Below are 15198 nucleotides of genomic sequence, written 5' to 3'. Positions count from 1 at the left end.
GGCGCGCACAGCGGACGGAAGGATCGGGTACGGGTGCCGGGTGGGTCCGTGCCGCCGGGCGTACGCCCCTAGGCGCCGAGCGCCTGCGAGACGGTGTAGATCAGCAGACCGGCCAGGGCGCCGACGACCGTTCCGTTGATGCGAATGAACTGCAGGTCGCGTCCGATGTGCGCCTCGATCTTCTTCGAGGTGTCGTCCGCGTTCCAGCTCTTGACGGTGTCGGTGATCAGCGACGTGATCTCCCCCCGGTAGGTGGAGACGACGTACGACGCGGCGTCCTCGATCCAGCCCTCCAGTTTGTCCTGCAGGCGCTGGTCCGTCGCGAGGCGGCGGCCGAGGCTGAGCAGGGAGGCGCGGGCCCGCAGCCGCAGTTCGCTGTGGTCGTCCTCCGCCGCAGAAATGATCATGGCTCGTACGGACGACCATGCCGACGCGATGATGTCCTGCACCTCGGGACGGGCGATGAGATCCGACTTCAACCGTTCGATCTTCGTCCTGGTCGCCGTGTCCGACTGCAGGTCCGAGGCGAAGTCCCGCAGGAAGCGGTCGATCGCGCCCCGCGCGGGGTGCGAGGGCATGTCCCGCATCTCGGTGACGAAACGCAGCAGTTCCTTGTACACACGGTCGCCGATGCGCCGGTCCACGAACCGGGGGGTCCAGCCGGGCGCCCCGCCCTGCACGGCGTCCATCACCGAGTCCTCGTGCACGACCAGCCATTCCCGGCCGCGCACGCAGATGAGGTCGACAGCGCGGTGGTGCGCGCCGTCCGCCACCACCCGGTCGAGGGTCTTGCCGATGACCGGGGCGACCTCGGCGGCGTCGGCCCGCCGGGTGATGGCCTCACCGACGACGGCCTGCACGTCGGAGTCCCGCAGCACCGTGATCGCGCCGCGCAGCGCGGTCGCGAGTTCGGCGGTGACCCGGTCGGCGTGCTCGGGCTCAGCCAGCCAGGCGCCGACACGCGCCCCGATGCCGAGGGCGCGCAGCCGGGCCCGTACGACATGGGCGGAGAGGAAGTTCTCGCCCACGAACTGGGCGAGCGACGCTCCCAACTGATCCTTCTTGTTCGGGATGATCGCCGTGTGCGGGATGGGGAGACCGAGGGGGTGGCGGAACAGTGCCGTCACCGCGAACCAGTCGGCGAGCGCGCCGACCATGCCGGCCTCGGCCGCCGCCGCCAGGTATCCGGCCCAGGCGCCCGCGCCCTCGTGCCGGCCCCAGGTGGTGAACGCGTAGATCGCCGCGACCAGGACGAGCAGCGAGGTGGCCGTGGTCTTCATGCGCCGCACCCCGCGGCGCTTCTCCTCGTCGGCCGCCGTGTACGAGAAGGACGGCAGGCCCCCGCCACCGGCCGGTGACGTACGACGACCGGGACCCGCGCCGCCCGAACCGGAACCAGGACCGCTCGACCCCGACCCCGAACCCGAACCCGAACCCGAACCGGAACCGGAACCGCCCGAACCCGCGCCGCCCGGGCCGGAGCTGGAACCGCCCGCGCCCGTACGCTCCGCCGCGCCCGAACCCGTAGCCGCCCCCGAACCCGGGGCCGCGCCCGGCCCCTGCCCAGACCCCGAATCCGAGCCGGGACCGCTCGCCCCACCGCCCCGTTCGTCGTCCACCTGCTCGTTCACCCCCGCTTCCACCGCCCCGTCCGCTCCGTCTGCCCCGTCTGCCCCGGCGGGCCCGTCTGCCCCGGCGGGCCCGAGGCCCGACGTCGTCCCCGCCCCGCGCGGTCCCGCCGGAGTCGCGTCCGGCGTTCTTCCGCGCGAGGAGTCCTCCCCGGATCCGGAGCTGTCCTGCGCCCCCCGTCCCGCTTCACCGCGTTCCATTCACTCCACCCGTCCACGTCCGTACACGGCACGTAATCGACTGATTGCTCGGGAACCTCCTGTACGCATTGTCCCTCTTGACAGGTGACTCCCCGAGCGCGCGCCAAGTTCCCCTGCCGTGACGGATGATGTTTTTGTAAGCGAGAGGTGAGGTGAGCCGGGGGCATGACGAGACAGCGTGGCCTGGCCCTTTTCGGAGCGATGATCGCGGTCGTGGGCCTGGTGTGTGCCGGGATCTTCGTCGGCCTCGGTCCGGGAAGGGGCCTCGCGGACGAGGTGGCCGGCGGGCTGCTGGGGAACGGGGACGGCGGCAGCACGTCCGTCTCCGTCGACGGCCGCAACGGCAACGCGTCGGGCTCCGGGTCCGGTACGGGCGCCGGCCAGGGTACGGGCGGCCGGGGGCTGCCGCATCAGGCGGCGCCCGCCGCGTCCGGCGGCTGGGCGGGCACGTGGGCCGCGGGCGCGGCAGGCGCCGAGCCGGGCACCGTGCACGGGCTGCCGGGACGTTCGATACGCAACGTCGTGCACACGAGCATCGGCGGTACGGCCGCGCGTGTCACGCTGACGAACCTGTACGGCACGGCGCCCCTGTTCGTGGCGCACGCGTCCATCGCGGTCGCGGGGGGCGGTGGCCCCGCGGCGGTGCCGGGCACGATGCGGCGGCTCACCTTCGGCCCGTCCGGGTCGGCGTCCGTGACCGTTCCGGTCGGCCGTAACGCCGTGAGCGACCCGGTGGCGCTGACGGTCCCGGCGGGCACCGACCTGCTGCTGACGCTGTACACGCCCGCTCCCGGTGGCGCCGTCACCTACCACTCGCACGCGCAGCAGACGTCGTACCTCGCGCGCGGCGATCGTACGGAGGACACGTCGGGCGCCGCGTACGACACGCGGAGCGTGTACTGGCGGTACGTGACGGCGGTGGACGTGGAGAACCGGCAGGCCGCCGGGACGGTCGTGGCCTTCGGCGACTCGATCACGGACGGTATCGGATCGAGCGTGGGCAGCGATCACCGCTGGCCGGACTTCCTCGCCGACCGCGTGCGCGACAGCGTCTACGGCCGTTACGGCGTGGTGGACGAGGGCATCGGCGGCAACCAGGTGCTGCGTGACGCGTCATCGACCCGCAACGGCCGCAGCGGAATCGTCCGCTTCGGTGAGGACGCGCTGGGCCGGCCCGGTGTCCGATCCGTCTTCGTCGACCTGGGCGTCAACGACATCCTGCACGGGCACGAGAGCACGGGAGCGCCCATCGTCGAGGGCCTGAGGAACCTCGTACGGCAGGCGCACGCGCACGGCGTGCGGGTCGTCGGGTCCACGCTCACCCCCTTCGGGGCGCACGCGGGCTACAACGCGACCAAGGAACGGGTACGGGACGAGGTCAACGCGGCCATCCGTGCCGGTGGCGTGTTCGACTCGGTCGTGGACTTCGACCGGGTGCTGCGAGACCCGTACGCTCCCGACCGGCTGGCCCCGGCCTACGACTCGGGGGACGGCCTGCACCCCAGCGACGCGGGATACCAGGCCATGGCCTCGGCCGTGAACCTGCCGGCCCTCCTGGGCGCGCACACGCCGGCCGCGACCTGACGCACGGCGCCACCTGACACGCCGGACCACGAAGCGCCGAGCCATGAAGCGCCGGGATCACCGAGCGCGGACCGCCCGACGCGGGACGGCACGGCACCCGACGCACGACACCGCAGGACCACCGCGCGGACGCACTCTCCTGGCCGGCGTCAGAGTCCGCCCCGGGTGCCTCCCTCTCAGAGTTCCTTGCGGTGCTCGTCGTCGCCGTCGTGGTGCTGCCCGCGCCGCCCGCGATGGTCCTCCCGGCGGGCCCTGCGCGCGTCGCGGAGCTCCTGGTGCCGGGCCCTGCGCTCCTCATGGCGCTCCAACTGCCGGGCCCAGTGCTCCTCGTGACGCTCCTGGTGCCGGGACCAGCGCTCGACGTGCCGGACCATCCGGTCCTCGTAGCTCTCGCTGCCCGAGGCGAGGCGCTCACGCCTGCGTTCGTCCTTCAGGCGCCTGCGGTCCTCCTTGCGGAGTTTGCGTTCCACGCCGACGCCACCCATCAGCGCGAACCCCGACACGATGACTTTCGGCGCGTCCGGGGCGGGGCTGATCCCCGACACGTCGCCCCGGTCGGGGACCTCGCCGAAACCGCCCATGAAGCCGAAGCCGCGCACTTCGACGTCGAGGTCCGGTGGCACGGTGACCTGCATGCCGCCCAGGACGGCGAAGCAGCGGATCACCGTCACGCGTTCCTCGAACCGCGCCTCGCGCAGGTCGATCTCGCCGCCGCCGAGGAACGCCGTCGCGTGGAACCGGCGGCCCACCGTCCAGTTGCCCTTGCGCCCGAAGCCGCCCAGGAAACCGAACGCGCCCCGGGACGTGGCGGGGCTGCTGCCCACCCGGTCCGCCCACGCGCCGCTGCCCGCCGGGGCGGAACCGAAATCCGCCGGGGCTCCGGCGCCCGTGGCGGCCCGCTTCGTGCCCGGGTCCGGCAAGTCCCGTACCAGTGGCACCAGTTCGCCGTGCGTACGGGCCTGGAGCGCGAGGCCGAGGCGCTCCTCGAACTCCTCCATGTCGAGCCTGCCTTCGGCCATGGCATCGCGCAACCGCTCCGCGATCAGCTCCCGCTCCGCGTCCGACGCCCTGGTCTCGGGCGCGTGACGCTCCCCCGCGGGGCGCTCGGGCAGTTCACTCGTCATACGGGCCAGCGTAGCCAACGGGCACAGCCCCGGCACACGGTTGTACGGACCTCAGGCGCCCGTGTGCTCGCCGTACATCTTGGCGATCACCGACTCGATGTCGGGCTCCCGCACCGACAGGTCGACCAGCGGGTAGGCCGCCGCCACCCGCGCCACGAGGGGCGCCGCCGACTGCGTGGCGGGGAAGGCCAGATACTGGCGGGTGCCCTCCACCCGCGCGACCCGCACGGCCGGCTCGCCGGGCAGCTCGATCGGCGGGGTCTCCCGCTCCAGGTCGACCACCAGCGTGCGTTCGCTGCCGCCGACGTCGTGCAGGCCGGCGGGCGTTCCGTCGTACAGCAGCCGGCCCCGGTCGATCACCATGACCCGGCGGCACAACTGCTCGATGTCCTGCAGGTCGTGCGTGGTGAGCAGCACCGTCGTGCCCTGCTCCCGGTTGAGGTCGCGCAGGAACTCCCGCACCCTCTTCTTGGAGATGACGTCGAGCCCGATCGTCGGCTCGTCCAGGTAGAGCACGTCGGGATCGTGCAGCAGGGCCGCCGCGATGTCGCCGCGCATCCGCTGGCCGAGGGACAGCTGCCGCACGGGGACCCGCAACAGGTCCTCCAGACCCAGCAGTTCGACACACCGCTCCAGGTTGGCGCGGAACCTGGCGTCCGGCACCCGGTACATGCGGTGGGCGAGCCGGTAGGAGTCGATCAACGGCAGGTCCCACCAGAGCGTCGTGCGCTGGCCGAAGACCACACCGATACGGGACGCGAGGCGGGTGCGCTCGCGCGACGGGTCGATGCCGGCGACCCGCACCCGGCCGCCGCTGGGCGTGAGGATGCCCGTCAGCATCTTGATCGTCGTCGACTTGCCCGCGCCGTTGGGCCCGATGTACCCGACCATCTCACCGCGCGCGACCCGGAAACTGATCCCGTCGACGGCGCGCACCTGCCGCTTCTCGCGGCGCAGCCGTCCGACGCGCCGCCGCACGTCGAACACCTTCTCCAGGCCGTCCAGTTCGATGAAGCCCTCGGTCCCGCCGTCCATGGGCGCGCTTCCCCTCTCGCCGTCTCGTCGAACAACTCTCATCGTCACCGTCGCCGCCCGGCAGGCCGTCATCGCCGCCGCGAACACGCGGCCCCGTCAACTGCCCGTACTGCGGTACGACCTGATCCCCAGGCGCCACACCGCTCCCGCCACCCCGCAGCACACCACGGCCACCGCGGGCGCGAGGAACGCCACCCACCACGGCAGCCCCAACGGCTGCGGGCGCCTCAACACGTACAGCGCGGGCAGCCAGTTGACGAAGGCGAGCGGCACCACGAACACCACACCGCGCACCAGGTCCTTCGCGAACAGGCCGGGCGGGTACTGGAGCAGTGTCGTACCGCCGTACGTGAACGCGCTCTGCACCTCCGCCACGTCCTGCGCCCAGAACTGGAACGCCGCCCCCACCATGAACACCGAGCTGAAGATCAGCGCCCCGCTCAGCACCATCATCGGCACCAGCGCCACGCGGGCCACGTCCCAGTCGATGTCCGTGGCGGCCAGCCCGTACACCAGGACCGCCCCGCCCTGTACGACGCGGCCGAGCCGCCGCAGCGCGAACCGGTCGGCCGCGACCTGCGCGAGCACCGGGGCCGGGCGCAGCAGGAGCACGTCGAGGGTGCCGTCGCGCACGCGTGTCCCGATGCGCTCCGTCGATCCCATCACGAGGTCGGTGAGCCCGAACGCGGTCGTGGACGTGCCGTAGAGGAAGGCGACCTCGGGCAGGGTGAACCCGCCGAGCGCGTGTACCTGGGAGAACATCAGGAGGATCGTGACGAAGTCGAACGCCGTCGCGACGAGGTTGCCGACGGTGGTGGCCGCGAACGACAGCCGGTACGTCAGCTGGGACCTGATGCCCATGGCCGCGATCAGGCCGTACGCGCGCACCCCTTCCCGCAGCAGCCGCCACGGTCCGGCGGGCGGCACCCCGCCCTCGGCGGGGAGCGGACTCCCATGTCCCTCCCGGTCCCGCCGGCCCTCCCCCTCGTGCCCGTCGTACCCCCCGAGGGCAGGCGCCGCCGCCCCGGCCTCCTCAGCCACCCTGGACCACCACCCTGCGCGTCGCCATCGACTGGAGAAGGCGGCCGAGCCCCAGCAGCGCGAGGGCCCAGCCGGCCTGGAAGGCGTACACGCCCGCCGTGCCCCAGCCGCCGTGCGTCCCGAGCAGGACGTCCGTCGGCAGCTGCAGGATCGCCGACCACGGCAGGGCGCGGGCGAGGTCGCCCAGCACACCGGGGAAGACGTTCAGCGGCAGGAGCATCCCGGACCAGAACGTGGCCGCGAGCCCCGCGATCTGCGTCACCCCCGTACCGTCGAGCAGCCAGAACGCACCCAGCGCCACGATGAAGCGGATCGCGAAGCTCACCACGAACCCGAGCAGGACCGCCACCAGGAACGCCGCCCACACCAGCGGGTCCCGCGGCAGCGCCAGGTCGAAGAAGAACGACCCGACGAGCAGCGGGATGGCGCCCCGGGCCAGCAGTTGGAAGCAGGACCGCCCCAGGTCCTGGGCCAGCCACCACAGTTGCAGGTCCGCAGGGCGGTAGAGGTCGACGGCGATGTCGCCGGTGCGGATCCGCTCGGTCAGCTCGCTCTCGAAACCGCCGCCCATGATCCCGCTCGCCGCGAGCAGACCCTGGCTCACCCAGACGAAGGTCACGGCCTGCGGCAGCCCGTAGCCGCCGAGGTGCGGCCGCAGCTGCCACAGCGCGACATACGTGTACGCGATGATGAAGCCGAAGGCGGTGTTGGTGAACAGACCCGCCACGGTGGCCGTCCGGTACGTGGCGTACCGGCGGAACGCACCCGCCCAGACGACGCCGTACAGCCGCACGACAGCCCCTTCCCGTCCCGCCTTCGCGGTCCGCGCCCGGGCGGCGGCACCGAAGCGCACGACCCTAGCCCAACGGGGTGGGCGGCGGCGATCGTATTTCCGGCACGGGCCGACGGGCGGAGCTCTCCCGCCACGAACGTGTTTCATGGTGATATACGGCGTTTGATGACGTGTGTGCCCCCCAGCAGGGACCGACTCACCCGATACGACACCGTTATGCCGGAGCGCACACCTTCGGCCCCGGCCGAGGAGTCTTCCCCTACATGAGTGACGAGCCATCGCAGCGGGGCCAGGACCCGAAGGATTCCTCCGAGGCCCCCGCGGAGCCGTCCGGCAAGGGGAAGCGCCGCCGCACCGGCTGGCGCCGGCTGCTGCCGACGTGGCGGATGACCCTGTTCGGCGTGCTCACGATCCTCGTGCTCGCCGTCGGCGGCTTCCTCGCCGGCTACAACCTCGTCGACATCCCCGCCGCGAACGCCGCGGCCATCGCCCAGTCGAACGTCTACCTGTACAAGGACGGCACCCAGATCGCCCGCGACGGGAACATCAACCGGGAGAACGTGGCGCTCGCGCAGGTCCCCCTGACGACACGCCGGGCCGTACTCGCCGCGGAGGACCGGGGCTTCTACGGGGAACCGGCCGTCGACCCGCTCGGCATGGTGCGCGCCGCCTGGAACACCGTCACCGGCAAGGGCACCCAGGGTGGCTCGACCATCACCCAGCAGTACGTGAAGAACAACTACCTCGGTCAGGAACAGACGCTGGTCCGCAAGACCAAGGAGTTCTTCATCGCCGTCAAGCTGGGCCGCGAGGAGTCCAAGGAGGAGATCCTCCAGGGATACCTGAACACCAGTTACTTCGGCCGCAACGCGTACGGTGCCCAGGCCGCCGCGCAGGCGTACTACGGCAAGGACGTCGAGCAGCTCGACACCGCCCAGGGCGCCTACCTCGCCTCCCTGCTCAACGCGCCCAGTGAGTTCGACGTGATAGCGCATCCGGAGAACAAGGGCGCGGCCACCGCCCGCTGGAACTACGTGCTCGACGGCATGGTCAAGAAGCACTGGCTCACCCGGGCGGCCCGCGCGAAGCTCACCTTCCCCACGCCCACCCGTTCCGGCCCCTCCAACGCGGGCCTGTCCGGGCAGCGCGGGTACATCGTCCAGGCCGTCAAGGACTACCTCGCCGGCAACCACATCCTCGACGAGGACACGCTGGCGAGCGGCGGGTACCGCATCACCACCACCCTTCAGCGGTCCCGGCAGAACGCCCTGGTCAAAGCAGTCGACGACAACGTCACCTCGAAGCTGAAAAGCGACCGCAAGGCTGACCGCGACGTCCGGGTCGCAGGCGCGTCCATCGATCCGTCGACGGGCGACGTCGTCGCCATGTACGGCGGCATCGACTACACGAAGCAGTTCGTCAACAACGCGACCCGGCGGGACTACCAGGTCGGCTCCACCTTCAAACCGTTCGTCCTCGCCTCCGCGATCCAGAACGGCTCCGAGACGCAGGACGGCGACCGCATCACGCCGAACACGCACTACAACGGCGACAACCACCGCATGGTGCAGGGCCCGAACGGCCCCACCGGATACGCCCCCGCCAACGAGGACGACCGCGACTACGGCAACATCACCGTCCGTACGGCCACCAACAAGTCCGTCAACGCCGTGTACGCGCAAATGGCAGAGGACGTCGGCCCCGCCACCGTCGAGCACACCGCCGTCGGCCTGGGCATCCCCGCCACCACCCCCGACCTCACGGCCACCCCGTCCATCGCGCTGGGCCCCGCCACGGCCAGCGCCCTCGACATGACCAAGGCGTACGCGACCCTCGCCCACCACGGCGTGCGCGAGACGTACTCCCTGGTCGCCCGGATCACCAAGAACGGCAGGACGGTCACCCTGCCCCGGCACACCTCGGAACAGGCCGTCAGCCGGCAGGCCGCCGACACCACCACGTCGGTGCTGCGCACCGTCGTCGACAGCAGCGAGGGCACCGGCACGGCCGCACAGGCGGCGGGCCGCCCCGCAGCGGGCAAGACGGGCACGGCGGAGGACGACAAGGCAGCCTGGTTCGCCGGCTACACCCCCGACCTGACCACCGTCGTCGCGCTGATGGGCGCGGACCCCACTACCGCACGGCACAAGTCCCTGTACGGGGCGCTCGGGCAGAGCCGCGTCAACGGCGGCGGGCCGGCCGCGCAGATCTGGGGCCAGTACACGGCGGCCGCCCTCAAGGGCAGCCCCGTGAAGAACTTCGACCTCCACCTCCAGCACGGCGCGGCGCAGCGGCACGAACCGTCCGGACGGCCCTCCGACAAGTCCAGCGGACCCGGCAGTTCACCGTCGGCCGGCGGCGGCGACACCGGCGGCCGGGACAGCGGCGGCACGGCCACCGGCGGCCGGAGCGACGACGGCGGCACGACGGCCGGCACGGACACCGGCGGAGCGGCCGACGGCGGCACCGACGGCGGCACGCAGAGCCCGACCGGCGGCGGGACCACCACCAGCGGAGGCGACGCGAACGGGGGCGGCACCGGCGGCGCCGACACGGGCGGCGGCGCCACCACCGGCGGCGGAACGGACACCGGGGGCACCGGCGACGGAGGCACGGACGGCGGCACCACCTCGGACGGCCAGGACGGCGGCGCCCCCGGTGGGGGCGACACCGGCGGAGGCGACACCGGCGGCACCGCAGGACCCGGCCCCGGCGGTGGCACGGGCCCCGGCGGCGAGCCCGTCTCGCCGGGCCCCGGCGGGTAGCCGCCACGCCCGCTTCCGAGCGCGCCGACCGCGGCCGGCCCGTTCGGGCGTACCGGTCGGCTACCTGCCCCCGGAGGTCGCCTCAAGCCCCAGCACCGCGACCACCAGCAGACACACGAAGAAGATGCGCGCCGCGGTCACCGGCTCGTGCAGAGCCACCATCCCCACGACCGCCGCGCCGACCGCGCCGATCCCGACCCAGACGCCGTACGCGGTCCCGATCGGCAGCGACTTCGCCGCCTGCGCCAGCAACAGCATGCTCGCCGTGACGCCGACGACCGTGACCACGCTCGGCCACAGCCGGGTGAAACCGTCACTGAACTTCAAGGAGATCGACCAGACCACTTCGAGCAGCCCGGCAACGAACAGCAGAACCCACGCCACGAGGGCACCTCCGGCACGAAAAGAACGCGGATACGGTGCGTCGTCTTTGCGTCTCGGGTCCTTGCGCTCCACCCGGTACGGCGCGTCTCGTCGGGCAGCTCCCACCGACCGTAGCAAAACCCCCGCGCCCCGGCCCCCCGAAGTGCCCCCGGGCAGCGAGAGGGCCCGGTGACCTCGGCCACCGGGCCCTCATGAATCCCGCGGGCGTACCCGGCGTGGCTACAGGTACAGCCCCGTCGCGTCCTCGGAACCCTCGAACCGGTCCGCCGCCACCGCGTGCAGGTCGCGCTCCCGCATCAGGACGTACGCGACACCGCGCACCTCGACCTCGGCGCGGTCCTCCGGGTCGTACAGCACCCGGTCCCCGGGCTCCACCGTCCGCACGTTCTGGCCCACGGCCACCACCCCGGCCCAGGCGAGCCGGCGGCCGACGGCCGCGGTCGCCGGAATCACGATGCCGCCGGAAGAACGCCGCTCACCCTCCGGGATGTCCGTCCTGACCAGTACGCGGTCGTGGAGCATCCGGATGGGCAGCTTCTCGTGGGTGTTCTCGCTCACGGCGAAGAACCTACCCGGCCCGGAGGCCGCTGGAAGCCCCAGGGTGGCTCCCGCGGCGGCGGTCACGGCCGATGTCACCCGCGGCGGCGCCGCGCCGACACGGTCAGCAGCCCCACGACACCCACCAGCAGCAGCGCCGCCGGCACCACTCGCTCCAGGCGCGGTGAGCCGTCGTCCTTGACGAACCGCGCCTTCACATCCGACACCGTGCGGTTCACGGCCACGAACGCCCGCCCGGCCGTCTGGTCCACCGAGGAGGCCACCCGGGCCTTGGCGTCGCCCACGATCGTCTTGGGGTGCACGCGCACCCCGATCTCGTCGAGCGTCTCGGCAAGCTGCCCGCGTCGACGGACGATGTCCGCCTCGATCTGCGCAGGGGTCCTCGCATCGGCATCCGACACCGCGCCGCCTCCGTCGTCCCTCGTATCCGTCGAACCCGTCAAACCTGGGTTACCCGCACCGACTACGTCGATGACACCGACAGTCTGTCAGTTCCGCCCGTCCCGCACCCGGCGGCACCCCCCATTACGCTCGGCGGCGTACATCCCGGAGTGCGCGTATGGCCGAAGGGGTGTACGAAACCCGCCATCGCGCGCGGAAACCGATTTCGGCACACTTCCTGCACATTACGGAGACACCCATGAGTGAGCGCCTGTCAGCCGGCGACACCGCACCCGCCTTCACCCTGTCCGACGCGGACGGAAACCACGTGTCCCTCGCCGACCGCAAGGGCCGGAAGGTCGTCGTGTACTTCTACCCGGCGGCCCTCACGCCCGGTTGCACGAAGCAGGCCTGCGACTTCACAGACAACCTCGAACTGCTGGCCGGAGCGGGTTACGACGTCATCGGGATCTCCCCGGACAAGCCGGAGAAACTTGCGAAGTTCCGGGAGAGGGAGAACCTGAAGGTAACGCTTCTCAGCGATCCCTCGAAAGGCGTTCTGGAGTCGTACGGAGCGTTCGGGGAGAAGATGATGTACGGAAAGGCGGTCACCGGGGTCATCCGCTCGACGATCATCGTCGACGAGCAGGGAAAGGTCGAGCGGGCCTTGTACAACGTGCGCGCAACAGGGCACGTCGCGAAGATCATCAAGGACCTGGGAATCTGACCGGAACAGGACCGGCAGCATGTGACCGGGGTCGCACTTACGTGCGGCCCGGGTTTGCGGACGCTTGAAACGCGCAGAAGGTTCCACTGGACTTTGTTGTACGCAGAAAGGAACCCGCCATGGCCGGCCAGGACTACGAAGAGATGGCCGACCCGGCTGCGGTCCGGCGCCACCCCACCTTGTTCCGCACCATCAAGCAGCGCCGGAACCCCCGCCTCCGCAGATCTGACATCACGGTCACCGATGACGCGGCCGTCAAACGAGCGGTCAAAGCCGCCGCGCTCGGTAACGCCATGGAGTGGTACGACTTCGGTATCTACAGCTACATGGCCGGCACGATCGGCAAGGTCTTCTTTCCCGGCGGCAGCGGCACCACGCAGCTCCTGCTGACCTTCGCCACCTTCGCCATCTCCTTCCTGGTCAGGCCGCTCGGCAGCATCGTGCTCGGCCCCCTCGGCGACAAAGTGGGCCGCAAGCGCGTCCTGGCGCTGACCATGCTGATGATGGCCTTCGGCACGTTCCTCATCGGCGTGCTGCCCTCGTACCACTCCATAGGCCTGTGGGCACCGGCGCTGCTGATCCTGCTGCGCCTGGTGCAGGGCTTCTCCACCGGCGGTGAGTACGGCGGCGCCTCCACGTTCATCGCCGAGTACGCCCCCGACAAGCGCAGGGGCTTCTTCGGCAGCTTCCTGGAGTTCGGCACGCTCGCCGGCTACATCGGCGCGGCCGGCCTCGTCACCCTCCTCACCGTGAGCCTCGGCGACACCGGCCTGGAGAGCTGGGGCTGGCGCCTGCCGTACCTGCTCGCAGGACCGCTCGGCGTCATCGGCCTGTACCTGCGGCTGAAACTGGACGAGACACCCGCGTTCCAGAAACTGTCCGCGGAGAACGACCGGGTCCGCGCCACCGAGGCAGCCGACACCGTCGAGACCACCGGCAAGGGCGACCTGCGGAAGATCTTCCACGACTACTGGCGGCCGCTGGTGCTGTGCGTCGCGCTGGTCGCCGCGTACAACATCACCGACTACATGCTGCTGTCGTACATGCCGACGTACCTCTCCGACGAACTCGGCTACGGCACCACCCACGGCCTGCTGATCCTGCTGGGCGTGATGGTGGCCATGATGCTGGTGATCAACCAGGTGGGACGGCTCAACGACCGGCTCGGCAGGAAACCCCTGCTCCTCGCGGGCATGCTGGGCTTCCTGGTGCTGTCCATACCGTCGTTCCTGCTGATCAGGGAAGGCAACCTGTTCCTGATCATCATCGGCCTCGCCATGCTGGGCCTCTCGCTGGTCTGCCTCCTCGGCACCATGTCCGCGGCGCTCCCGGCACTCTTCCCGACACAGGTCCGCTACGGCGGCCTGTCCATCGGCTACAACGTGTCGACGTCCCTCTTCGGCGGCACCACCCCCCTGGTCATCACCGCCCTGATCGGCGTCGGCGGCACCAACCTGATGCCCGCCTACTACGCAACGGCCGCGGCCATCGTCGGCGTCATCGCCGTCCTGTGCATGAAGGAGACGGCCCGGCAGCCCCTGGACGGCTCCCCGCCCTCGGTCGCCACGCCGGAGGAAGCGGCGGAACTGGCGCACGAACAGGCCCAGGAGCCGCGCTACTGAACCGCTCCGGCACCCCGTACAGGCGCCTGCGCCGGCTCCGTCACGCCGAGCCACGCCGGCCCCCGCACGACAGCACGCCCCGGCGAGCGCCCCACCGCGCGCCGGGGCGTACGCCTGTCCGCCGCTGACACACCGTGACCGCCCGGATCTCCCGGCCGTTACTCCGTGCGAGGCACCGAACGCGTGCCCGAGGACGGAGTACGGAGATGGCGCCCCGCAGGTACACACGCGAGCTGCTGGCGGAAGCCGTCGCGGAGTCCGTCGGCTGGGCCGATCTGCTCCGCAGGCTGGGGATGAAGGAGAGCGGCGGGCAGCGTCGGGTCCTCCAGGAGAAGGTCGGCGCCCTGGGCCTCGACACGAGCCATTTCAAGCAACGCAGTCCCTGGCGCAAGTACACCGACGAGGCGATAGCCGAGGCGGTGGCCGAATCCAGCACGCTGCGGGAGGTCGTCACGCGACTCGGCGGGAAGCCCGCCACCGGCACCCTGTCGCACATCGGACGCCGGATCACGGCGGCGGGCATCGACACCAGTCACTTCCCCGGCCTGACACAGGACCGCGCCGAGCTGCCGTTCGACGCGACGGAGCTCGCGACGGCGGCCGCCGCGTCGGACAGCGTCCGCGGGGTGGCCCGGGCACTGGACGTACCGGACGACAGCCGCTCGCGGGCCGCGCTGGGACGCATGCTCGCCGCCCACGGCATCGACACCAGCCACTTCCGCAACAGCCGGGCGCGCGTACCGGAGGAGGCGCTGCGCGCGGCCGTCCCCGCAGCACTGAGCTTCGCGGATGTCATGCGGTCGATGGGCATGGAGGTGACGGACGTCAACCACCAGCGCGTCCGGCGGGCGATCGACCGGCTCGGGCTCGACACCGCTCACTTCACGCGACGCCCCTGGGCGGCGGTGCGGCCCGTGATCCCCCGCCCCCTCGCACCGGCGGTGCTCGTCGTGCTGCCGCCGGGTGCGGGGCGGACCAACCGCACCCGGTTGCACCGCGCGCTGCGGGAGGTCGGGGTCGCCTACCGGTGCGTCTCGTGCGGCAACGAGGGCGAGTGGCTCGGCCGGCCGATCACGCTCCAGATCGACCACATCAACGGTGAGTGGCGCGACAACCGGCTCCAGAACCTGCGGTACCTCTGCCCCAACTGCCACGCCCTCACCGACACGTGGTGCCGCGGCCGCCGGTCGAAGCCGAGGCTCGTAACGGACAGCGAACTCGCCATAGAATGACGCGTCGGCCGCCCTCGGGAAGTCGGCTGCCGGGCGGTGGTGGCGCAATGGCGACGCAGCAGACTTAGGATCTGTGGCCCTTGATCGGGCTTGAGGGTTCGAATCCCTTCCACCGCACACAAT

General features: G+C 71.4%; 13 protein-coding genes, 1 tRNA gene and 1 riboswitch. Of the genes, 6 read left to right on the top strand and 8 right to left on the bottom strand.

All coding sequences use genetic code 11. The annotated features are described in order from the left end of the window. Positions 1-68 precede the first annotated feature (68 nt). On the bottom strand, positions 69-1631 hold the full coding sequence (locus OG310_RS22660) for a DUF445 domain-containing protein (protein ID WP_329457702.1): 1563 nt from the start codon (positions 1629-1631) through the stop codon (positions 69-71). Positions 1632-1994: 363 nt separating this feature from the next. Between OG310_RS22660 and OG310_RS22655 the strand changes: the two genes are divergently transcribed. After that, a complete protein-coding gene (locus OG310_RS22655; RefSeq protein ID WP_329457701.1) occupies positions 1995-3413 on the top strand; it encodes an SGNH/GDSL hydrolase family protein in 1419 nt (472 codons plus the stop codon). A 176-nt stretch (positions 3414-3589) separates the two neighbouring features. On the opposite strand, the gene OG310_RS22650 is transcribed toward OG310_RS22655, so the two are convergent. From OG310_RS22650 to OG310_RS22635, 4 genes are all read right to left on the bottom strand, one after another. Further along, entirely contained in the window at positions 3590-4537 is a 948-nt protein-coding gene (locus OG310_RS22650) for a DUF1707 SHOCT-like domain-containing protein (RefSeq protein WP_329457700.1), read from the bottom strand. Between the two features lie 51 nt (positions 4538-4588). After that, on the bottom strand, positions 4589-5572 hold the full coding sequence (locus tag OG310_RS22645) for an ABC transporter ATP-binding protein (protein ID WP_329457699.1): 984 nt from the start codon (positions 5570-5572) through the stop codon (positions 4589-4591). A gap of 96 nt (positions 5573-5668) precedes the next feature. Next, positions 5669-6499, bottom strand: coding sequence for an ABC transporter permease (locus OG310_RS22640; protein ID WP_329460317.1), 831 nt, complete (start codon positions 6497-6499; stop codon positions 5669-5671). A gap of 106 nt (positions 6500-6605) precedes the next feature. Then, complete coding sequence (locus OG310_RS22635; RefSeq protein WP_329460316.1) at positions 6606-7406, bottom strand: ABC transporter permease; 801 nt, start codon at positions 7404-7406, stop codon at positions 6606-6608. Positions 7407-7669: 263 nt separating this feature from the next. Here OG310_RS22635 and OG310_RS22630 point away from each other — a divergent pair, with 263 nt between their 5' ends. Then, positions 7670-10171: a transglycosylase domain-containing protein gene (locus OG310_RS22630; protein WP_329457698.1), complete on the top strand. Its 2502-nt coding sequence runs from the start codon at positions 7670-7672 to the stop codon at positions 10169-10171. Positions 10172-10231: 60 nt separating this feature from the next. Here the strand turns inward: OG310_RS22630 and OG310_RS22625 are convergent, their stop codons facing one another. The 3 genes from OG310_RS22625 to OG310_RS22615 all read right to left on the bottom strand — a co-directional run bounded on the left by OG310_RS22625 (position 10232) and on the right by OG310_RS22615 (position 11514). Continuing rightward, on the bottom strand, positions 10232-10555 hold the full coding sequence (locus OG310_RS22625; RefSeq protein ID WP_329457697.1) for a DMT family transporter: 324 nt from the start codon (positions 10553-10555) through the stop codon (positions 10232-10234). A gap of 34 nt (positions 10556-10589) precedes the next feature. After that, positions 10590-10675: riboswitch (guanidine-III (ykkC-III) riboswitch) on the bottom strand. Between the two features lie 99 nt (positions 10676-10774). Next, on the bottom strand, positions 10775-11077 hold the full coding sequence (locus tag OG310_RS22620) for a GroES family chaperonin (RefSeq protein ID WP_329460315.1): 303 nt from the start codon (positions 11075-11077) through the stop codon (positions 10775-10777). A gap of 110 nt (positions 11078-11187) precedes the next feature. Next, entirely contained in the window at positions 11188-11514 is a 327-nt protein-coding gene (locus OG310_RS22615) for a DUF3618 domain-containing protein (protein WP_329457696.1), read from the bottom strand. A gap of 239 nt (positions 11515-11753) precedes the next feature. On the opposite strand from OG310_RS22615, the gene bcp reads away from it, so the two are divergent. From bcp to OG310_RS22595, 4 genes are all read left to right on the top strand, one after another. Continuing rightward, a complete protein-coding gene (bcp, locus tag OG310_RS22610) occupies positions 11754-12221 on the top strand; it encodes a thioredoxin-dependent thiol peroxidase (RefSeq protein ID WP_329457695.1) in 468 nt (155 codons plus the stop codon). A 119-nt stretch (positions 12222-12340) separates the two neighbouring features. Next, on the top strand, positions 12341-13843 hold the full coding sequence (locus tag OG310_RS22605) for an MFS transporter (RefSeq protein ID WP_329457694.1): 1503 nt from the start codon (positions 12341-12343) through the stop codon (positions 13841-13843). A 206-nt stretch (positions 13844-14049) separates the two neighbouring features. Beyond that, the gene (locus tag OG310_RS22600) at positions 14050-15075 is read left to right on the top strand and encodes an HNH endonuclease signature motif containing protein (RefSeq protein WP_329457693.1); all 1026 of its coding nucleotides are present in this window, start codon (positions 14050-14052) and stop codon (positions 15073-15075) included. 33 nt (positions 15076-15108) lie between these two features. Beyond that, positions 15109-15192, top strand: a tRNA-Leu gene (locus OG310_RS22595). Positions 15193-15198: the final 6 nt, after the last annotated feature.

It is taken from the genome of Streptomyces sp. NBC_01497 (genome assembly GCF_036250695.1).
Lineage (GTDB): Bacteria > Actinomycetota > Actinomycetes > Streptomycetales > Streptomycetaceae > Streptomyces.
This window is presented reverse-complemented; position numbering and strand designations above follow the sequence as displayed.

Excerpts from the sequence above, each read along its gene's own strand:
- OG310_RS22605 (WP_329457694.1), top strand. The coding sequence starts at position 12,341 with ATGGCCGGCCAGGACTACGAAGAGATGGCCGACCCGGCTGCGGTCCGG.
- OG310_RS22650 (WP_329457700.1), bottom strand. The coding sequence starts at position 4,537 with ATGACGAGTGAACTGCCCGAGCGCCCCGCGGGGGAGCGTCACGCGCCC.
- OG310_RS22600 (WP_329457693.1), top strand. The coding sequence starts at position 14,050 with ATGGCGCCCCGCAGGTACACACGCGAGCTGCTGGCGGAAGCCGTCGCG.
- bcp (WP_329457695.1), top strand. The coding sequence starts at position 11,754 with ATGAGTGAGCGCCTGTCAGCCGGCGACACCGCACCCGCCTTCACCCTG.
- OG310_RS22655 (WP_329457701.1), top strand. The coding sequence starts at position 1,995 with ATGACGAGACAGCGTGGCCTGGCCCTTTTCGGAGCGATGATCGCGGTC.
- OG310_RS22630 (WP_329457698.1), top strand. The coding sequence starts at position 7,670 with ATGAGTGACGAGCCATCGCAGCGGGGCCAGGACCCGAAGGATTCCTCC.
- OG310_RS22620 (WP_329460315.1), bottom strand. The coding sequence starts at position 11,077 with ATGCTCCACGACCGCGTACTGGTCAGGACGGACATCCCGGAGGGTGAG.
- OG310_RS22645 (WP_329457699.1), bottom strand. The coding sequence starts at position 5,572 with ATGGACGGCGGGACCGAGGGCTTCATCGAACTGGACGGCCTGGAGAAG.